19 protein-coding genes and 1 tRNA gene are annotated in these 21,921 nt (G+C 40.8%); 3 read left to right on the top strand and 17 right to left on the bottom strand.

From position 1 onward, the window contains the following. Positions 1–53 precede the first annotated feature (53 nt). The 3 genes from OCV65_RS12055 to OCV65_RS12045 form a co-directional block, all read right to left on the bottom strand. Entirely contained in the window at positions 54–2,516 is a 2,463-nt protein-coding gene (locus OCV65_RS12055; protein ID WP_262582249.1) for a glycogen/starch/alpha-glucan phosphorylase, read from the bottom strand. A 15-nt stretch (positions 2,517–2,531) separates the two neighbouring features. Continuing rightward, entirely contained in the window at positions 2,532–5,681 is a 3,150-nt protein-coding gene (gene ileS / locus OCV65_RS12050; RefSeq protein ID WP_118384488.1) for an isoleucine--tRNA ligase, read from the bottom strand. 414 nt (positions 5,682–6,095) lie between these two features. Then, complete coding sequence (locus OCV65_RS12045; protein WP_262582248.1) at positions 6,096–7,484, bottom strand: D-alanyl-D-alanine carboxypeptidase family protein; 1,389 nt, start codon at positions 7,482–7,484, stop codon at positions 6,096–6,098. A gap of 160 nt (positions 7,485–7,644) precedes the next feature. Here OCV65_RS12045 and OCV65_RS12040 point away from each other — a divergent pair, with 160 nt between their 5' ends. Beyond that, entirely contained in the window at positions 7,645–8,469 is an 825-nt protein-coding gene (locus OCV65_RS12040; protein WP_262582247.1) for an HAD family hydrolase, read from the top strand. Here the strand turns inward: OCV65_RS12040 and OCV65_RS12035 are convergent, their stop codons facing one another. The 8 genes from OCV65_RS12035 to OCV65_RS12000 form a co-directional block, all read right to left on the bottom strand. Further along, positions 8,470–9,621, bottom strand: coding sequence for a protein kinase domain-containing protein (locus OCV65_RS12035; RefSeq protein WP_262582246.1), 1,152 nt, complete (start codon positions 9,619–9,621; stop codon positions 8,470–8,472). It lies immediately after the preceding gene. A gap of 25 nt (positions 9,622–9,646) precedes the next feature. Continuing rightward, a complete protein-coding gene (locus OCV65_RS12030) occupies positions 9,647–10,639 on the bottom strand; it encodes a helix-turn-helix transcriptional regulator (protein ID WP_262582245.1) in 993 nt (330 codons plus the stop codon). Between the two features lie 23 nt (positions 10,640–10,662). After that, positions 10,663–11,991, bottom strand: a complete 1,329-nt coding sequence (locus tag OCV65_RS12025) for a replication initiation protein (RefSeq protein WP_262582244.1) — start codon at positions 11,989–11,991, stop codon at positions 10,663–10,665. Positions 11,992–12,726: 735 nt separating this feature from the next. After that, positions 12,727–14,127 (bottom strand): ATP-binding protein, encoded by a 1,401-nt coding sequence (locus OCV65_RS12020; protein WP_262582243.1) that lies wholly within the window; start codon positions 14,125–14,127, stop codon positions 12,727–12,729. A gap of 174 nt (positions 14,128–14,301) precedes the next feature. After that, on the bottom strand, positions 14,302–14,718 hold the full coding sequence (locus OCV65_RS12015) for a hypothetical protein (RefSeq protein WP_262582242.1): 417 nt from the start codon (positions 14,716–14,718) through the stop codon (positions 14,302–14,304). A 42-nt stretch (positions 14,719–14,760) separates the two neighbouring features. Beyond that, a complete protein-coding gene (locus OCV65_RS12010; RefSeq protein ID WP_262582241.1) occupies positions 14,761–15,336 on the bottom strand; it encodes a DUF4230 domain-containing protein in 576 nt (191 codons plus the stop codon). Positions 15,337–15,375: 39 nt separating this feature from the next. Further along, positions 15,376–15,591, bottom strand: a complete 216-nt coding sequence (locus tag OCV65_RS12005; protein ID WP_262582240.1) for a hypothetical protein — start codon at positions 15,589–15,591, stop codon at positions 15,376–15,378. A 38-nt stretch (positions 15,592–15,629) separates the two neighbouring features. Beyond that, entirely contained in the window at positions 15,630–15,764 is a 135-nt protein-coding gene (locus tag OCV65_RS12000; RefSeq protein WP_262582239.1) for a hypothetical protein, read from the bottom strand. Between the two features lie 136 nt (positions 15,765–15,900). On the opposite strand from OCV65_RS12000, the gene OCV65_RS11995 reads away from it, so the two are divergent. Continuing rightward, positions 15,901–16,428: a helix-turn-helix domain-containing protein gene (locus tag OCV65_RS11995; RefSeq protein WP_262582238.1), complete on the top strand. Its 528-nt coding sequence runs from the start codon at positions 15,901–15,903 to the stop codon at positions 16,426–16,428. 15 nt (positions 16,429–16,443) lie between these two features. Beyond that, positions 16,444–18,204 carry a diguanylate cyclase domain-containing protein gene (locus OCV65_RS11990; protein ID WP_262582237.1) on the top strand — a complete coding sequence of 587 codons (1,761 nt, stop codon included), beginning with the start codon at positions 16,444–16,446 and terminating at the stop codon, positions 18,202–18,204. A 100-nt stretch (positions 18,205–18,304) separates the two neighbouring features. Here the strand turns inward: OCV65_RS11990 and OCV65_RS11985 are convergent, their stop codons facing one another. From OCV65_RS11985 to OCV65_RS11960, 6 genes are all read right to left on the bottom strand, one after another. Beyond that, complete coding sequence (locus OCV65_RS11985) at positions 18,305–18,661, bottom strand: VOC family protein (RefSeq protein ID WP_005426079.1); 357 nt, start codon at positions 18,659–18,661, stop codon at positions 18,305–18,307. Positions 18,662–18,718: 57 nt separating this feature from the next. After that, positions 18,719–19,474, bottom strand: coding sequence for an EFR1 family ferrodoxin (locus OCV65_RS11980; RefSeq protein WP_262582236.1), 756 nt, complete (start codon positions 19,472–19,474; stop codon positions 18,719–18,721). Between the two features lie 134 nt (positions 19,475–19,608). Further along, positions 19,609–19,914 carry a VOC family protein gene (locus OCV65_RS11975; RefSeq protein WP_262582235.1) on the bottom strand — a complete coding sequence of 102 codons (306 nt, stop codon included), beginning with the start codon at positions 19,912–19,914 and terminating at the stop codon, positions 19,609–19,611. 26 nt (positions 19,915–19,940) lie between these two features. Further along, the gene (locus OCV65_RS11970; protein ID WP_118384526.1) at positions 19,941–20,351 is read right to left on the bottom strand and encodes a peptide deformylase; all 411 of its coding nucleotides are present in this window, start codon (positions 20,349–20,351) and stop codon (positions 19,941–19,943) included. Positions 20,352–20,610: 259 nt separating this feature from the next. After that, positions 20,611–20,684 (bottom strand) — tRNA-Arg (locus OCV65_RS11965). Positions 20,685–20,793: 109 nt separating this feature from the next. Next, positions 20,794–21,768 (bottom strand): DUF3878 family protein, encoded by a 975-nt coding sequence (locus tag OCV65_RS11960; RefSeq protein ID WP_262582234.1) that lies wholly within the window; start codon positions 21,766–21,768, stop codon positions 20,794–20,796. Positions 21,769–21,921 lie beyond the last annotated feature (153 nt).

Genomic DNA, 21,921 nt, shown 5'->3' with positions numbered 1-21,921 from the left:
GAGGATCTTTTGTTTTATTCAGCACTGTATCTGATTTTTATGGTCTGATTCGATTATGCTTCAACCTTAATCTTATGCAGATGCCAGATCTCTTTTGCGTACTCTTCAATTGTTCTGTCGGAAGAGAACTTACCACAGCATGCAGTATTCAGAAGTGCCATTCTAGCCCATCCTTCTCTGTCTTTGTATGCTGCTTCTACACGCTCCTGTGCTTCTGCGTAAGAACGGAAATCTTTCAGAATGAAATACATATCTGCGCGGTCGCTGCAATTTGTATTCAACAGACTGTTGTACAGATCGCGGTAACGCTCTGTATCTCCATCTGCATATGTGCCATCTACCAACTGGTCTACAACTCTGCGGATATCTGCATCATTATTGTAGATCTCGTAAGGATTGTATCCGCCATTCTTCTCGTAATTCATAACTTCATCAGAGCTCATTCCGAAGATAAATGCATTCTCAGAACCTACTTCTTCTACGATCTCAACATTGGCTCCATCCATGGTTCCAAGTGTCGGAGCACCGTTCAGCATGAATTTCATATTACCTGTACCGGATGCTTCCTTTGATGCAGTTGAAATCTGCTCGCTGACATCTGCTGCTGCGAAGATCCATTCTGCATTTGATACGCGGTAATCTTCGATAAATACTACCTTGATCTTACCGTTGATACTGCGGTCATTATTGATCACATCTGCTACAGAGTTGATCAGCTTGATAATCTCTTTCGCACGAATATATCCTGCAGAAGCTTTTGCTCCAAAGATAAATGTACGAGGATAGAAACTCAGTTCCGGATGCTCTTTAATCTTATTATACAGGTACATTACATGCATAATGTTCAGAAGCTGACGTTTGTACTCGTGCAGACGTTTTACCTGTACATCGAAAATGGATCTCGGATCCACTTCGATTCCATTATGCTCAAGGATGTATTTTGCCAGACGCTCTTTGTTCTTGTATTTAATATCCATGAACTCCTGCTGTGCTTTCGGGTCATCTACATATTTCTTCAGACCGGACATCAGTGACAGGTCTGTAGCCCATGCTTTTGTACCAATCTTTTCAGTTACCCAGGAAGCAAGCAGCGGATTACCGTGCATCAGGAAACGTCTCTGAGTGATACCATTGGTCTTGTTGTTGAATTTCTCAGGCATCATCTCATAGAAATCCTTCAGTTCACGTTTCTTCAGAATCTCTGTGTGCAGTCTTGCCACACCGTTGACAGAGTAACCAGCTACGATTGCAAGATTTGCCATTCTCACCTGACCATCTCTCAAGATACCCATTGTTCTCTTCTTATCTTCATTGCCAGGATACATCTCTTCTACCTGGATGATGAAGCGACGATCAATTTCCTGAATGATCTGATATACTCTCGGAAGCAGTCTTGAGAACAGGTCGATCGGCCATTTCTCCAGTGCTTCTGCCATAATTGTATGGTTGGTATATGCACATGCTTTCGTTGTGACATCCCATGCCTCCTGCCATTCCAGCTGGTAATCATCCAGCAGGATACGCATCAGCTCTGCAACTGCAACAGTCGGATGCGTATCATTCATCTGGAAGGTTGCTTTCTCATAAAGCTTGCGGATATCGTCATGATTTCTCATGTATTTGTCTACCGCTGCCTGAAGACTTGCAGATACAAAGAAATACTGCTGTTTCAAACGAAGCTCTTTACCTGCATAGTGATTATCATTTGGATAAAGCACTTCTACGATCGTCTTAGCAAGGTTCTGCTGTTCTACCGCTTTGTGGTAATCACCCTTGTCAAATGAATCCAGCTGGAAGTCCACGATCGGCTCTGCATCCCAGATACGCAGTGTATTAACCTGATTATTATCATATCCGACGATCGGATAATCATACGGAACAGCCAGTACAGACTCATAATTCTCCTGTTTGAACAGAGTCTTTCCTGTCTCATCATCATATTCTACGCGGATATTGCCACCGAAACGAATCTCTTTGGCATATTCCGGTCTGCGAAGTTCAAACGGATTACCATACTTCAGCCAATTATCCGGCTTCTCTACCTGATATCCATTCTCAATCTTCTGCTTGAACATACCATAACGGTAACGGATACCACATCCATATGCAGCATATCCAAGAGATGCCAGTGAATCCAGGAAACAGGCAGCCAGACGACCGAGACCGCCGTTGCCCAGTGCCGGATCCGGTTCCTGATCCTCTACAAAGTTCAGATCGATTCCCAGTTCATCCAGAGCTTCCTTCACATCCTCATAAGCCGTCATATTGATCAGGTTGTTACCCAGTGCACGACCCATCAGGAACTCCATGGACATATAGTAGACAATCTTTGGATCATCCTTTGTGAGCTGTTTCTGTGTTGCGATCCAGTTCTCAACAATCATATCCTTTACTGCATAAGATACTGACTGGTACTGCTCCTGCGGAGTTGCCTCGTCAAGTTCCTTACGGAACAGTCTTCTGCAGTTGTCCATTACATCCTTTTTAAATTCTGTCTTACTAATTTTTAAACTCATATATTCCCAGTCCTTTTACATTTTTGCTACGCCAAGCGTTACATTTTCTCCGTTGATCTTCCACTCTTTGACATATCCTGCAGGTTCAGCTTTCTGTACGCTGACTGCCAGTGTCTCAGTTCCGATCATATCTGCATTGTCTGCAAATACCTTCTCAGCCTTCTCTGTACCTGTATAAGTTACTGTGATCTTATCCATTACCTCGAAATCTGCTTCTTTACGCATGGTCTGAATCTTACTGATGATTTCTCTTACGAATCCTTCTTCCAGAAGTTCCGGTGTCAGATTCGTATCCAGTACTACGGTAATTCCGTTATCATTTTCAGATACATATCCTTCCATCTGAGCAGTCTCAATCAGCAGGTCTTCACGGAAGAGAGTAATCTCCTGTCCATTTACATCCAGTTTCAAAGCCTCTGTCGCATTCAGCTCATCCATTGCTGCGTTGCCATCCAGAGAAGAAAGCACCGCTTTAATACCGCCAAGCATCTTACCGTATTTCGGTCCGACTGTCTTAAGCTGTGGTTTGAATGAATAAGAAGTAAAGCTTCTTACATCCTGTGTAAATGTTACAGCTTTTACATTCAGCTCGTCTTTTACAATATCCTGATAGAATTCCGGCAATACCTTATCTGCCTTTACAAACATCTGACCGATTGGCTGACGGTTCTTGATATTAGCTGTGTTACGGCACGCACGACCCATTACTACCAGCTTCAGGACTTCGTCCATATTATTTTCCAGTTCTGTATCGATATGATTCTCGTGTACAGCCGGGAAGTCACACAGGTGAATACTTTCCGGAGCTGAAGCGTCAATACTTCTAACCAGGTTCTGGTAAATCTCTTCTGTCATAAATGGAATCATTGGAGCTGCTGCTTTGCTGCATTCTACCAGTGCGGTATACAGAGTCATATAAGCATTGATCTTATCCTGCTCCATTCCTTTTGCCCAGAAACGCTCACGGCTTCTTCTTACATACCAGTTACTCATATCATCCACGAAATCCTGCAATGCTCTCGCAGCTTCCGGGATGCGGTAATTGCCGAGGTCATAATCTACCTCTTTAATCATACTATTCAACTTGGACAGCAGCCATTTATCCATAACGGATAATTTCTCATAATCCAGTGTATATTTGGTAGCATCAAATTCATCGATGTTCGCATACAGTACAAAGAATGCATAAGTATTCCACAGAGTACCCATGAATTTTCTCTGTCCTTCTACTACAGCCTTGCCATGGAAACGGTTCGGCAACCATGGTGCACTATTGACATAGAAATACCAACGGATCGCATCTGCACCGTACTTCTCCAGTGCATCAAACGGATCTACCGCATTACCCTTAGACTTACTCATCTTCTGACCATTTTCATCCTGCACATGTCCAAGAACGATAACGTTCTCATATGGTGCTTTGTTGAAGATCAGTGTTGAAATTGCAAGCAGTGAGTAGAACCATCCACGAGTCTGGTCAACGGCTTCTGAAATAAACTGTGCCGGGAACTGCTGTTCAAACAGTTCTTTATTCTCAAATGGATAATGATGCTGTGCAAATGGCATAGAACCACTGTCAAACCAGCAATCAATTACTTCCGGTACACGGTGCATTGGCTTACCGCACTTCGGACACTTAATGGTCACTTCATCGATGTATGGACGGTGAAGTTCGATATTATCCGGACAGTTATCAGACATGCTCTTCAGCTCTTCGATACTTCCGATTGAATGCTGATGTCCGCATTCACATTCCCAGATATTCAGCGGAGTACCCCAGTAACGGTTACGGCTGATACCCCAGTCCTGTACATTTTCAAGCCAGTCTCCGAAACGTCCCTTACCGATACTTTCCGGAATCCAGTTGATTGTGTTATTATTAGCGATCAGTTCATCCTTCACATCTGTCATCTTGATGAACCATGACTCTCTTGCGTAGTAGATCAGCGGAGTATCACATCTCCAGCAGTGCGGGTAGCTATGCTCGAACTTCGGTGCGTCAAAGAGAAGTCCTCTTCCATCCAGATCTTTCAGGACTTCCGGGTCAGCTTTCTTAACAAATAATCCGGCAAATGGAGTTGTCTCTCCCATGTTACCTTTTTCATCTACTAACTGTACAAATGGGAAGTTATATTTACGTCCAACCTTAGCATCATCTTCACCAAATGCAGGTGCAATGTGTACAACACCGGTACCATCTGTCAGTGTTACATAGTCATCACATGTAACGAAGAAACATTTCTTGTTCTGTTTTGCTGCGCAGTCTGCTGCACACTGATATAACGGCTCATATTCTTTGTATTCCAGATCTTTTCCTTTGTAAGTCTCCAGTACCTCGTATGCCGGCTTGCCATCTTCAGCGAGCTTGCCAAGTACAGTATCCAGAAGTGCAGATGCCATATAATAGGTATATCCGTCTACACATTTTACTTTAGCATATTCTTCTTCCGGATTCACACAAAGACCGATATTAGACGGTAATGTCCAAGGTGTAGTTGTCCATGCCAGGAAATACGCATCTTCACCTTTTACCTTAAAGCGAACAATTGCTGAACGCTCTTTTACATCTTTGTATCCCTGCGCTACTTCCTGAGCTGACAGCGGAGTTCCGCAGCGAGGACAGTAAGGTACAATCTTGAATCCCTTATAAAGAAGTCCTTTATCCCAGATCTTCTTCAAAGCCCACCACTCAGACTCGATAAAGTTATTATCATAAGTAACATATGGATTATCCATATCTGCCCAGAAACCTACGGTGCTTGAGAAATCTTCCCACATTCCTTTATATTTCCAGACACTCTCTTTACATTTGTTAATGAACGGCTCCAGACCATACTCTTCGATCTGATCCTTTCCATCCAAGCCCAAGAGCTTTTCAACTTCCAGTTCAACCGGCAGTCCGTGCGTATCCCATCCTGCCTTACGAGGTACCATATATCCTTTCATAGTACGATATCTCGGAATCATATCTTTGATAACACGAGTCAGTACATGACCGATATGTGGCTTACCATTGGCTGTCGGTGGTCCATCATAGAATGTATAGGTCTCTCCCTCTTTACGATTTTCCATACTCTTTTCAAAAATATGATTTTCTTCCCAGAACTTCTCAGTCTCTTTTTCACGATCTACAAACTTGAGATCGGTAGACACTTTCTTGTACATAATCTTCCTCCTTAATAATAGTTTGAAGTGCGTTTTGTATGATCTGCAGTAACTATCCTGCAATAGAAAAAGCTCCCATCCTGAATAGGACGAAAGCTCTATAACCTCGTTTGTAACCACCTAAACATACTTCTCTGATATGTCTGCCCTGTAACGGGAGCAATACCGCCGCAATCTACCGGATCTGGCATCCATCTGTCATTCTTCTTTCGATCAACGGAACTCGGAAGTGATATTCAGATACAATCTATTCGCACCGGGCTCTCACCACCCCCGATTCGCTTTGCCTTTCCAAAGTATCCTACTGTCTTCGTCAAAGTTTTTTACATACGCTGATATTATAGTAGAAAATCTCAGCATTCGTCAAGGGGTTTCTGCCTTTTCTTATGTTCTTTTCCACATTCATTTCTATGCTTATTTTCTACGTTTTCTTCTCTTCCGTTTTCTTATAATTCCTGTGAAAATCGATGTTACTGTCAACAGGATCACCACCACTCCTGTACATATCAGAATAAGCAGTTTATAATTGATTCCCTTTTTATCTGATTCTGAAAATGTGATCTCTTTCTGCTTATAGTCTTTCGCCACAGTTACTTCACAGCTGCCAACCGGATTATCCTTATAATAATAGGTAGCTGTTCCTTCTCTCTTGCTGCCTTCATGAATCTCAACTTTGCATTTCAGCTTATCAAAATCCACTTTTTCAGGAAGCACTACAAACGCACCATGTTCCAGCGCGTCATATGTGTCCTTTTTCTCATTCTCTGCAATATCTACATTTCTGAAATTCTGAAATCCATACTCCAGAAGTGCTCTTGTGTCTGAATACGTATGTCCCCCATAGGTTCTCATTACCACACACACCAACCGTCTTTCACCGTTATCTGCCAGTGTGATCAATGTATTTTCTGCCTCAGTTGTATATCCTGTCTTACCGGCAATTGCGTATTCATAATAATCTTTATTATCTTTTATCAGCATATGATGCTTCTGCTGAAAGATATGTTCTTCAACCGTATCCGATGCCGGAATTGCATATTGTTCCGTCTGACAAATGGTAAAGGATTCCGGATAATCAAACAATGCTTTCCCAATCAGCGCCATGTCTCTGGCACAGGTATAATGATTTTCATCATATACTCCATTGGTGTTGGTAAAATTAGAATTCGTCCCTCCGAGATTCTTACATGTTGTATTCATCTGTCGGATGAACCAGTCATAATCCTGATCATGCTCTGCAGCAACAGTCTCCCCCACTGCACATGCTGCTTCATTCGCCGATGCCAGAAGTGTCGCATACAATGCCTGCTCCATGCTAATCTTATCTCCTGCCTTCAGCCCGATCGACGCATAGCCAGATCCAAGACAGGATAATGCGTGATCTGAAATAGTCACTGTATCCTCCATATTTCCATACTGAAATGCAAGTAATGCAGTCAGAACTTTGGTAATACTTGCAGGATATTCTTTCTTATCTATATTCTTAGCATAGAGGATTGCTCCGCTGTCTGCATCCATCACGATCGCAGAATCTCCATAAGTCCCGGGGCCTTCCGGCCAGTTCTTGATCTCATTGGTCTGCACCGGAAGTTCGTAGGCTTCTTTCAATGCTTTCTCTCTGGCTTCCTTCTCTGCCTTTGCCGCTTTTTCCTCTTCGGTCATTTCACTTTCAGGCTTCTCATTACTCTCATTCTGTGATGCTTCTGCCTCAGATGCCCTGACCTGTCTCATACTGCCTGAGGTAAATGTTCCAATCAGGCTTACCGCTGACACTACTGCTATCAGCCTTATCATTCTTTTCATCCGGTTCCTCCCCGTCTTTTTCCCAATTATCCAATCATTATACCCGATATATGTCAAATACACAAGTTGAGCCAGTTTCCTCTTTTCTATATATCTATTTACATTTCAATTTTCCAATGTTACCATATTAAGAAGTTAAAAATGAAAGGGACTTATTTTCATGAATAGATATGATTTAATTGCTTTTGATATGGATGGAACCTTATTAGACTCTAACCATCAGATTACACAGGATAGTCTTGACGCAATAGATGCCGCCGTAAATGCCGGAAAAACAGTAATCCTCTCTACCGGACGTTCTTTGTCCGAATTAAAAGATTACCGCCAGATGCTTAAACATGTCCGCTATTTTATCTGCGAAAGCGGAGCACTTCTGGTCGATACGAACACAGATCAGATCATTCACTCCGAACAGATTGAACCATCTGCCGTCCGCGAGATCATAGACACCGCATCTCCTGAAAAGGCAATGATCTACATAGCAAGTAACGGCCAGAATCTTGCTACCAGAAGCTATGTGATGCGCATGGCAGACTTCTGTATCGGACAGTATCAGGATATCTTTCTGCAGACAGGAACTCTGCTGGATGATGTAGTTGCTTCTTATAACAAGAAACATTTTCCGGTAGAAAAGCTGAACCTCTTCTCTGCTACACCGGAACTGCGCGAATACTTTGTGCAGGCACTCTCGCACCTGCCATTAGAAATGGCCCGCGCCGAGGACACCTCTCTGGAACTTTCTCCAAAGAATGTATCCAAAGGCTCAGGCCTCTTAAAACTCTGTCAGTATCTGTCCATTCCGGTGGAACACACCATTGCCGTCGGCGACTCTGATAACGATATGGAAATTCTCAAAACCGCCGGTCTGTCCGTGGCTATGGGAAATGCCCGTCCACATATCAAAGAACTCAGCGATGTAGTCGTTGCCGACAATGATCACGGCGGATGTGCAGAAGCTATTTATGAGTATCTGCTCAATGAATAATTATTCTTTCGTCCACATCCATGACCGAACGATACGCGTCACAAAAATTGGTATAGCCAGTGAAAATAATATATACACCGTGTAGGCCAGCCCTGGAGCTATGCTTTCCAGGTCCATATTAAGGACCATAACCAAAATAAATGGCATTGCGCATAGAAGAAAATCTGCAAATAGCTTGGGTACATAAATCTTTTGATCCATGCTTACAGACTTTTCTCTTTCTCGTGAAAAATTATAATATACGGAATATAATTCACTAAATGCCAGTATAGCAAATAATATTACGGAACCTATCTCGTCTCCGAATATAGCACCCACTCCATACGCTATGCCTGCTAAGGTAGACCATATAACGCCAAACATGGTCATGATACGCTTATTTTTTAAGGCACTCAATGCATCATATAACTCCTGCGCTGATGCATATCGATCTTCTGGACGGCTCTCGCAAGCTTTCATTACAATTTCTTTTAGCTTTTCGCTTCCAATGGCAGGCGGCTGCAGTTTTTCATCTCTGCGTGGTAATGTCTGATTATTCAAAAGCCAATACATTACCATTCCCAGAGAGTATATATCTGCTGTATGTCCATATTGTTCTCCCCGCAGTACTTCCGGCGCCTGGTACTCCATTCCTGTCTTCTGCCTCTCTGATGCTGTAATGTCCGCATTTTTAAGCATACTAAAATCACTCAGTTTATACTCTTCATCCTTCGATACCAGAATGTTGAACGGCTTAATATTTCCATGGACGATATGTTCTTTTTCACACAATATCAATGCGTTGGATATATCTATTCCTAATTTAATGACATTCTCATCAAAATAATCTTTCTTTAAACGCTGCGGCAGCGAAGTCAAAAGTTCCATTCTGATAAAAACATCCCCTCCCACTCCATCTTCGTGAGGAACAACTGTGAGTTCATCATAACTGACAATATTTGACTGCCCTTGCATTTCTTCCATAACTCTGAATTGTTGCACGTAACTCTCAATTTCACTTGCAGATCCAGATATAATTTTAAGTGCTCCTTTTTCCAGCTTTTCAGATACATTTCTTTCAATCTCATACACTTTCGTATCTGCACTGCCACCGAGATATTTTATAATTTTCCAATCTGACCACGGTAGCTGAATTTTCTCATACTCTTCCATCGAATCTTCTCTCTCCTTACCTGTACTATTCCCCATACTGCCTGCTAAGACGCCTGATTTCTTCTCTCATCCGCTCTACTACATCTTCCGGCCCGATTATTTTCACGTCGTCACCAAGAGAAATGATCCAGCTTAAAAACTGTGGACTTACATGTACATCGACGCTGACCCTAAAATGATCTGCATCTGCCGGAATCATCATGACCTCTTTACCAAATCTGTCAATAATAACTCCCGCCATCCGGTTATTCACCAAAAGCTTCACCTGCTGTTCTTCCCCGCGAAACATGCCAAAGCTCTTCCTTGCATAATCCGCCATATCTAACTTTTTAAAATGCTCTCTGCCTTCCCGATCTTCTTTCGACATCTGGATGCGGAGCATCTTATCTACACGATAATGTCGTATCTGTTCTGCATCCGAATCATATCCAATCAGATAATAATTTTCATCATCCCATGACAGCCCCCAAGGACTGATATGGTAATATGCACCTCCGTGGCGCAGCTCCATCTCCTTCTTCACATTCCACTGAAAATACTGAAACCGTATCTTCTTATTCTGCGCTATCGCATTATGAATCGCATCTACCGTATAATAAATGCTTTCATTCATCGTCTTGATCCTGCCAGACACATACACCTGTCTCTGCAACTTCATCGCATCGTACTTGCTGACCAGCTTTTCCAACTTCTTGATCAGTGCATTCGATTTTCTCTCTGTAATAAATTTAGAAGACTGAATCGCATCTACCAACAGCTTTAACTCCGGCAGTTCAAACGGATGATTCAGGACATGATACCGATATCTATGTCCAATCTGTGCTCCTTCTACCTCTATCCCAAGAATCTCCAGATCTTTCAGATCTGCGTAAAGACTTTTTCGGTCAGCCGGAATATCATATTCCTTCAACGCCGCTATAATCTCAGGCATCGTAAGATAATGCTCTTCATCCGTTCGCTCCAGCATAATCTGGGCAAGACGGTATATCTTAAATTTCTGATTAGCTCCTCTGGACATATATACCCCCCGGTTCCTTCGCATCACATAATATCACGGGTTTTCATTTTCTCGACCTTTTTTGAAGCATTGGCCATAGCCTTTACCACAGAACGGTCTTCCATCTTGATGTCTGTTTCCTCAATATCATTAGCCAGATACTTTTTCACCAGTTCATTCAGTCTCTGATGCTCTTCCTCATGTTCGTTATAATCAAAGATTGTCTGCTGGGTACACTCATAATCCTGATCTACGATATAAGGAATATTCTCATCCTGATCCCAGCACTCCTGAATCGCAGCCACCAGGAATCCAATCAGATTCTTAATCGGCTTCTTCTGGATATTAACAATATCAATTGCCTTTCTTACCCTGTCACGGTCATTACCGGCTGCCCGCACTACCGCGATCAGATCTTCCTCACGCAGCGGATATGACGGAAATGCATTCTTAATATCCGATACCAGACGTACATCTACTGCATCAATCTCTTCCTCCGGAATCATCTGGTCATTATATTTCGGTGGATTCTTTAGATAAATGTGGAACTTCACCGATGTAACTTTATTGCTTTTCCCACTTTTGACCGGTTCGAAATCAAACCCAATATCCGAATAGTCAGCATTATTAATTTCTTTCTGCGCAACCACCAGAATACGTCTCTTAAAATCATCCCACCGCTTCTGTGTCCGGTTCGCTGCCACTTCTTCTGCGATGATATTCCAATCCATATTCCTGCGCATTGCCTTCTGCACTTCGCTGTCATTCGGATCGATCGTACCCATCTCAAAACGCAGTTCACCCAGAGAATATATTACCGATACAATCTTCTTCTTACTCTTCTGTAACACCCATCTCTGTGTAGATAAAAGTTCATACAGGCGCAATGAATATGCTGACTTGAATTTGCACAGGAAATAGACATTATTACGGGTAAATTTCTTTTGGATATTAATCACATCTGCTTCAATCTTACGGTTAAATGTCGTATACAATATACCGTCCGAATAATAACAGTCGGTCACGATATTCAATCCAATAATTTTTTCTGCCGCATCATCGTACTTAATAATCTTAAAATTCAATATTGGTTCCACCGCTGCCGACACTGCCGTATAAATGCTGTGTCCGGACAGATCCATCGCATTCCGCAGGTCTGCCACTCGCACCGCGCTGGATATCTCCCCATTCGGCTGCTTCGCAATAGACGCCAGCGAGAAATTCAACAGTTTCTGTACAAATAACGATGCATTGAACTTCGCATGGATCAGATCATTCGATTTTGTCAGCATCAGTGCCTGTTGTTCTCTCTCAATCTCATCAATATTGATGATGAGCTGGTTATCCCTCTTTTCAATTGCTTTTCGTCCCATAACTCCTCCAAACCCTTAATTAATCTTTTGAATTGCTCCCCTTACAATAGCTACCGCACTTTTTGGGTATCCCTCTCTTAAAAAATGGCTACCGCACTTTTTGGGTATCCTTACTTTTAAAAATGGCTACCGCACTTTTTGGGTATCCTTACTTTAAAAAACGGCTACCGCACTTTTTGGGTATCCTTACTTTTAAAAATGGCTACCGCACTTTTTGGGTATCCTTGCCTTTAAAAATGGTTACCGCGCTTTTTGGGTATCCTTACTTTAAAAAACGGCTACCGCTTCTCTGGTATCCTCATTAATCTATCTATATACTGTTTTGAATTCTACACTATCCGACCATTTCTGTCAATCCTGCCGCACTTTTTGGGTATAGCTACCGCACTTTTTGGGAATAATTGGGACCGACATGTCCAAAAAAAGCGGTAACCAACTTTCTCTACTGTTGGTTACCGCGCTTTTTGGGTAATTCCTTATTATTATTAAATGATTCAACCTGTTAAGTTCCAACTACTACCCATAAACTGCGGCTTCCTTTCCCAATTTTCGTTGTAGCCATGCCTGAAAACTGCGGTTACCATCTCCATAAACTGCGGCAGCCCTTCCCATAAACTGCAGTCGCCGTTCCCGAATTCTGCGGTAGTTGTTCCCCGCAAGCCTTGATTTATCAGGGTTTGCGTATTCTCTAAATATATTAAACATGTTGTTGTCATACTATATTATATATATTTATTATGCACATATATAGTCCATAATATCCTGAAAAGTCACAAGAGACACATTGCCAAGCTTTTCCGCCTCTTCCTGACAGCCCTTTGTAAATCCATTTTTCGCAAACAGATATAACCGGGTATTATTGTAATGGAATATCTGACTCCGCTTAACCAATATTTCCAAAACTCCCAGATCTACTTTTTCATTTGTCCATTTGCATTCCCCAAATAGTGCGGTATTCCTATCCTGAACTGCCATGATATCAATCTCTGTCTGACTTCTGGATACAGGGTCATTGCCCCACCATCTGCCTAATTCTGCAAATTCTACAGGTGATTCCCCATTGATCAGCAGCTTCCACAAATATTGTCCGCATATATCTTCAAATACACTTCCCATATAATCTGAAAGCTGTGGCTCAATTCTCCTATATGCAAGGTCAACTGCTCCGCGCATAATAATGGATGTATTCGCCGGAATAAATCGATACCAGAAACGGAACATATTATCCGCAATTCTATAAATAGATTTCCGTGACGATTTCTCGCCATATGGAATCTCTTTTTTTATAATCCCCAGCGAAATCAAATTTTTCAGATAATTTGAGCACACGCTGGTATTCTCACCAATCTTAGCTGAAATTTCTGACATTCTGGATGCGCCTGTTGCGATACTCGTAATAATCGCATTATAAATTGCCGTATCTCGCACTTCCTGTTTTAAAAGATTCTCTGTCTCTTCAAACAGAAATGATGACGTATTCAAAAATGTATTCCTAATATTCTCTCCAATGCTCAACTTATCATCCATTTGAAGCAGATACTGTGGTGTGCCTCCCACTATTCCGTAGATTATCGCCTTATCCTCGTCCGAAAAATTATTAAAACAACGGCAGGTCTCCGCAAAATCAAATGGTAATATCTTCATTTGCGCAGTCCGTCTTCCATACAATGGTGCTTTATATGCCAGCACATGATCCTCAATATATGACATTGACGATCCACAAATAATTAACATCAATTTCGAATTATCCTTATATTTATCAATCAGCATCTGCAGAGTGGATGCCAGACCCTTTGATACTCTCGCCACATAAGGATATTCATCAACAGCAATTATTATCCTCTCTTTCTGAGCCAACTGAAATACATATTCCAGAGCTGTCTGAAAAGAGTCAAATACCAGTCCACTTTGAACTCCTTCCGCGTATTCGAAAATACTTTTACTAAAGTTCTCAAGATTCTGCTTCTCGTTGCTCTCGACTCCCATAAAGTAAATAGCTTTTTTATCTTGAATAAAATGACTGATTAATGCCGTCTTCCCTACTCGACGCCTTCCGTAAATGACAGCAAATTCAAACTTATCCGAATGATACATTTTATCAAGATCTCTTAATTCTTTCTCTCTTCCAACAAACATTTCTTTCCTCCATTCAAATTTGCTCAATTATAATTTAGTTATTTATACTTTAGTTATTTATGATTAACTAAATTTAGTTTAACAATATTATAACTAATTGTCAATCTACTTACACATCAAAAGAGGGACTACTTTCGCAATCCCTGTCCTGACTAATTCTTTATCTGTCTGGTACTAATATCTCTCCAGCTCCCGCATTACATTTTCGACTTTCCAGATAGCATCTCTTACCTGATCCCTTGCTTTATTGATCCTGTCCTGCACCATCCAGTCCACAAAGAAATTATCAAAGAACCAGTCTGCAAATGAGAGAAAATCGCCTGTCTCAATATCCAGATTAATCACCATGCTCACATCATTTAATTCTTTACTGAATGACCGAAGATCGTATTTTGCCTGCTCCATATTCTGCTTTGCACGATCCATCTTAGAGCTTTTAATCAGACTTGTGATTGTTCCACCGCCAAACATATCCCACAAGCCCCAGTTCCGTGCGCTGTCCAGATTGGCTTGTGCTTCTCTCAGACTATGTAATGCGCGGTTACCAGCTTCCATTGCTTCCCTTTTTTCTTTTTCAAAATCGTATGCCATAAGTTATGCCTCCATTAACACAATTACTTTTCCTGCATTCATCTACTTAAATTCCACCACGACTTCTCTGCCATCAGCCACATTTTCAAATAAACCACGAACTATATTCACTGCATTGGCATCTGCAGCATCCAGAAGACCGTACTCTGAAGAATTTGCCTGCTTCTTTGCTCTGCTTTCTGCCTCGCTGACTACCTCCAGCAGATCATCCTGATTCACATTTAAGATTGCAAAACCTGTATCATATATTTTAATATCATCAGACTTGATCTTAATTGAATCTTCATCAATAGTGCAGTGTGGAATCGTTACCGTTATTTTGTTATCTGTTTCCTTGATTTCCGCTTCATTTACATCGAATCCGGCTGTAACAGTTGTCTGGTATCTTACCAGAAAATTATTCTTTGTAAGAATCGGAACCTTGCCTTTGGAACATTCAAATACATCCGTGATTACAAGTTTTTGTGTTGTAAGATCCGATGATTTTTCCAATACTGTTTCCAACGGCGTTGTATCTTTTGCTTTTGAATTCCTATAATAACTTACTCCGCTGAATATTCCGATTCCGACTAATATAATCAGTACAATAATCACGATTCTTTTTATCTTTTTCTTCATTTTCTTTACCTCTTTCACCCTTGTACGTTAGTACTTTTATTAATTTCCTGATGCTACCAATGCTACAATTCCAACAACAATCAATATCGGAAATGCAATTGACATCAGACCACCGATTACCATTCCTATCAGGATCAATGGAAGAAATACAACTGTTAATAATAACTTCGATATTCCCCAGGCTGCTTTAACCCCGAAGATAAATAACTTTCCAAATATCCAGATCATACATATAGTAAATAGTAATGACAACATTTTCTTCTCCTTCTGTCGATTCTCTCTTCGACTCTTTATTAGTTTTTGTTTGCGGGTTCTTTCTCTGACCTGAATTCTGATTTATTTTTCACTCCGAGTCTGTCGCTGAATTCGGGATTTTTCTCTATTTTTTCTATTACCCTTATCAGCTGTAATCTCTTTGCTGTATCCAAGTCGTTCACCCCACTTCGCTTGTTCTTGCTGTTTTGGTATGATTCTATTATAATCAATAAAGAATAATAATCTACTTCTGAAACGAGGAAATATGCTCTTGTATTTCTCCAATTCAGAGAGATATGAGGTATCATAATGGGGAAACAATCAACTCGCAAAAATAAAACGATATATCAGATCTGCCGGGAAGCTCAGGGTCTTACCCGAGAAAAGGCAGCTGAACTAATGGACGGCATCTCTGATTCAAAAATTGAGAAGATAGAATATGAACTGCAGGAACCAACGCCATATGACATTGTCCAAATGGCGGACTGTTATAAAAGACCGGATCTTTGTAACTACTACTGTTCCCACAAATGTGCTATTGGTGAGCGCTACGTCCCAGAAGTAGAGGTATCGGAGCTCTCCAGCATTATCCTGGAGACAATTGCCAGTCTCAATGAGATCAATCCCCTTACCGGGCGTCTCATTCAAATTGCGCGTGACGGCAAGATTACCGATGATGAAATTAAAGATTTTGCATTTATCAGTCAGAAACTGGATGAAGTATCTCTGGCGATAGATTCCCTGAATCTCTGGGTGGACAAAACCGCCAGTGAGAATGGATTAAATATTGAATTGCTGAATGAAACAAAAGAAGCACTCAAAAAGAGTAGTAGATAAAATGAGGTAAACCAAGTGAAGAAAAAAACACTTGTGCCTTTTGTCATTTTTTTACTGGGCATATGCCTTGTTAGTTTAATTGTATACATAACAGACACCCATGAAAACGAGCAGAGACACATAACAGCACAATTAAATGCAACCACCTATGGAGAACGCATAAAGACTGAAATTACAGATGGAATTGAGATCACGGATGCCTTGAAACAGATTCTGATCAGTGAAAATGGCGAAATTCATCAGTTTGAAACGATTGCTGAAAATCTTATGTCTGATTCTATTGAAAGCGTTCAGCTTGCCCCGAACGGTGTCGTAACAGATATTTATCCGGCTGAGGGAAATGAGGCCGGTAAGATCGATCTGATCAATGATAAGGACCGGGGAGAAATCTCCTGTTACGCAAGAGACAACCATACAATCATTACGCAGGGTCCCTTCGAATTAAAACAGGGCGGCTATGGAATTGCGGTACGCAATCCAGTCTACCTGAAAGATCAAAATGAGCAAGAGTATTTCTGGGGATTTACTATCGTTATTCTGCGTGTTCCGGACATTTTTTCAGACTCGATCCATGCACTTTCAGATTTTGGATATGAATATAGCATTTTAAAAACAGATACTCCCTGGAGTAACATTTATAAAGTGGTTTATCAGTCAGATGAGCAAATAAACCATCCTGTTTCTTATACTTTTACAATAGGAAACGACAACTGGAAAATTGAGGTAACACCTAAAAGTGGATGGAGAAATAACACATTAATAATCATCATCAGCGGAATATTTCTTACAATAATCCTTCTTCTGACAGTTCTTACCAGAGTATGGTTAGTAGCTAAAGAACATAGGAACAAATATAAAATACTGGCACATACAGATTCTCTTACAGGTATTTATAACCGCTATGGATTTGATGAGTTAGCAGAAAAGATGATTTCTAAAAATCCGCAAATACATTTTGTAGCTGCGCTCCTTGATATCGATGATTTTAAGTTTATCAATGATATATACGGACATGGTTACGGAGACCGAGCATTAAAGAGTCTTGCAGACAGCATGAAAGCTTTTTTCCCGTCCAATGCATTACTGGGAAGAAACGGTGGTGATGAATTCGGTATTCTTTTACCAAATTGTACCTTTGAAGAAGCGGATGTACAGCTACAGCAATTCACCAAACTTCCCAAAACATTCTCATGTCATGGTGAGAAACATGCATTTTATATTTCTCTCGGATATGCAGAATATCCAACATTTGCATCTGACCGTTCACAGCTCCTGCGATGTGCAGATGCGGCGCTTTATGAAATAAAGCTTCATGGAAAAAATGGATGTATGGCCTACAGAGAAGGTCTTCAGTCAGGTGTCCGCAAGCAGCTGGGATTCGCATTCAAGGATATTTCTGAACATCTTCCAGGTGCATTTATCATATACAGAGCTGACAAAGAAAAGGATGAATTGTTTTATGCAAATGATGAATTCCTTCATATGTCTGGATATAAAGATATAGATGAATTGTTCAGACTTACAAAGAAAAGGTTTCGCAACCTGATACGGGAAGATGAGCAACAACAGATTGAATCAAGCATCTGGGAACAGATTGACAGTGGCAATGAAAATGATTATATTCATTTTCATCTTCGAAAGGCTGACGGAACTTACCTTTCTGTGCTTGATCATGGAAGAATTGTAGAAAGCCAGCAATACGGAAAGGTATTTTATGTATTGTTCATGGATTGGGAAGATATGCATATTCGTTACAGTGATAAATTCTCTGGCTAATACATCAATCTCTTTTATTATGCCAAAAACCATTGGCATAATAAAAGAGCATATTAACATCTTAAAGCATCAGATCAATTATCGGTTTTTCTAACCAGCTTTACGGCAAGATCTCAAGCCAATATCCATCTGGATCTACAATGAAATAGATTCCCATTGCTTCATTTTCAAAACAAATACATCCCATCTCTTCGTGCTTTTTGTGCGCTGCCTCATAATCCTCTGCCTGGAATGCCAGATGGAATTCGCATTCACCCAGATTATATGGCTGTGGATGATCTTTAAGCCAGGTAAGTTCCAACTCAAAATCACTTACATCGTTGCTCAGATACACAATGATAAAATCATCGGTAGTCTTTCTTCTTACTTCGTGCAGATCAAGGGCCTCGTTGTAAAATTTAATAGATCGGTCCAGGTCTGATACATTGTAGTTTTCATGAATCATTTTAAACTTCATAATTCTTCTCCTTTTGTACATTCTTTGTTTTTAATGTGTGACTTATTTTCCATTGTATTATAAATATAATTTATTTTCTTTCCTGCCTGAACAAATCTTCTTCATGTTCCGTCCGGCTATAAAGCTGATAAATTTACTATAGTTTCTTGCCTTCTTTGGACAGACTGCCACGCAGTGCATGCAGGAAATACACTTATCATTATCTGTAATCTTCGGATCATCCAATGAAATAGCGCCTGTTGGGCATTCTTTTGCACACAGACCGCAAGAAGTACACTTTTTATTTACAGTCGGTTTAAACGGCACGCCACCATATTGACGATATGGTCTGTTTCCTGGAAACTCAGGTGTTCTTTGCGTTGCAATATTTTCCATAATCTTTGTAGCAAATCCCATCAATTCCTTTTCATCCTGCGAATCCGGACGACCGGTTCCAAATTGGTGTAATAAGGAATGTTCTGCGACAGCCTCCATTCCTGCGATGCATACAAAACCTGACGCTTCCAAAACATCCTGTAATTCCAGTAAAGTATCGTCAATTGCACGGTTTCCAAATACCACTGCAAGAATCGCCTTCGTACCGTCTGCCTTTACATTTCGAAACATTTCTGTTATAACTGACGGAATGCGTCCTCCATAAGAAGGTACACTAACCAGACACACATCATCTTTTTTAAATTGTACCTTTTTAATCTTATCTGGTTCTTTGATCAGGTCGATTACTTCCGCTTCCTGTTTAGTTCCGTTAATAATAATATCTGCCACTTTCTTTGTACCCCCGGTCGGGCTGAAAAATATATTATAAAATTTCATTATACTCCTTGCCTCCAATCTAAGTCCTTTCGGAACACACGGCTCAATTTCATCCATATATTATATTGTTTTGCTAAGGGCTTTTCCATTAAAATTACACTATTTTTTCACTATTTTTCATTGGTAGTTTTTCATTACTTCATCGTCTTCGCCAGTGAATTGAGCAGTGCCCGCATCTCCAGATTTGCCAATATTTTTGCCATAAAATAACGCCGGTGTTGGATATCAAAATCCTCGAAATACAGTTCCATCATGTTATTGAATGGCGTAGAAGTTTCATCCAATATTTTCCCCCATATGTCGGCATCCCGCAAAACAAGCCCCTCCGATAAGATCACATTACCTTCATTCTTAAGAATCACTTGCATTCCAAATAAATCCTTATAAAACTCTATGGATTTTTCTATATCATCCACCACAATCAGTACATTTTTCAGCATATCAGTCACCTCGCAATCCGCTTTGGTTAAATAATCTTTCCGGATAAATGATCAATTTCATGCTGACAGATTTGTGCCGTCCATCCTGACAGCTTCTGACGCTGTTTTTTCCAGTTGAAGTCATAATAATCTACTTCTATTTCCTGGTATCTGGTCGTTTTACGAACACCATCCAAGGATAAACAACCTTCTTCTGTCTCATACATGTCACGCTTTGAAACAATCACCGGATTAAACATCACTACATCCATGAATCCCATATTTACAATAATGATATTCTTTTTTACACCAATCATATTGGCAGCCATACCAACGCACCGTTCCCGGTTTGCCTGCAGTGTGTCCTGCAGATCCTTTCCAACCTGGATATCTGCTTTCGTAGCTGGTTCGGATGGCTGACCTAAAAAGAAAATATCTCTTACAATTTGCTTTACCATTTTCTTTCTCCTATAGCTTTCATTTTCTTTTTTCCATTCTACCACAGGCTTATCTTTATTCGTCATTTTTTTGATATTTTCTTTTCCGCTTTTTCTCTGATTTACATCCCCAAATAAGGGGTGACAACAGAGCGGAACTCAAATGTTAGTTGGAAATTGATCGTTTTTTATGGAATTTCATGACACGAACGTGATTAGAAAATAACAAAAGCGTTCGCTGTCAGCTAATCCAGCTAACATTTTCGAACGCTTTGAAGCCCGTCGCCAAGAGGATTTGAACCTCCGACCCCTCGCTTAGGAGGCGAGTGCTCTATCCAGCTGAGCTATGACGACACATGCCGCAACCCTTTAATTTTACTGAGTTTCTGAGATTTTTCCCAACGGCTATATTATTGTAACATTCCTATATCTGAAAATCAAGTGACGATGATCCTATTGTTGCCTATTCGAAAGTCTCTACTTCCACCCACTCATTCCTCGTATCTCCATCCCAGATCATCAGATGGATTTTGGATTCGATACCGTCTTTTGCATATACAAATGGTTCTTCTTTCAGCATCTCGACATGCTTTCCATTCTGTAATAATTCTGTTTTTCTTTTCTGTGCTTTCTTTTTCAGGCCATTTATGTGCCGTTCTTCATCTTTATCGAACACCCTATGCCCAAATTCCGCGGTAGCCTGTTTCAGCTTACGATCTATCAATTCTACCACTGCAGAATGCGCAGATGTATGTAACATTCTGGCAATTTTCTTCGCTACCGCTTTTTTTGGGTAAAACTCATATATTTTCAGCCAGCGAAGCAGCGTTTTATCATCTGCTTCTTTCCCGAGACATTTCATTACCTCCATAGCTTCATCCGATACTTTCCACCATTCATATGACGGAATCAGGTATTTATCAGGCACTGCTGGGTATGAGCAGTAATTTAACGGTGGAAATTCAGCGAGATACGATAACTTCAGTTCCTGCTCTGTACAATACTTTTCTCCCAGATATTCTCGTTTATCACGCAGGATGGCAAGCCGATACTCCAATTGTCTTAGATATTCATATCCTTTTACCCAAAAATGTCCGATTCCACTATAATCAAATAAGTGTACCTCCAGCGTCAAATTCTGAAAAAACAGCGTACACACAGTCTCTCCCTGATATACCGCAAGCACATATCTGCCTTCACTTTCATCCAACCTTGCCTCCAGTTCTCCCTCATACTCTTCCTGATAAGTCCCAGTAAGTGCGGCTTCCTTAAATACCAGAAAGCTCTCAACTGCGTCATTCATCAGGTACACAAGACGGATATCTGAGGTTTGTTGTGACAATACCGCAGTATTTGGGACTAATAATTCAAACTGATTCTGAGATAACAGCACATTTAATTTATCTAATGCATCTTGAAATGGAAATTCGTATTGCATGCTTTAATTCCTACCTGTATAAAATCTTCTTCATTTATACAACAAAACTCACCGTCCCGCTGAACTGCTTCCCGTCAAGTAGACAATCAAAAAAATAAAAACTATTTCTGCCACCAGATACGAGAAACTGGTGGCAGTTTTTATGCCGCCAAC

Origin of the sequence: Dorea ammoniilytica, from assembly GCF_025567415.1 — a bacterium.
GTDB lineage: Bacteria > Bacillota > Clostridia > Lachnospirales > Lachnospiraceae > Claveliimonas > Claveliimonas ammoniilytica.
The sequence above is the reverse complement of the archived record's forward strand: the minus strand, read 5'-3'. Positions and strand labels throughout refer to the sequence as shown.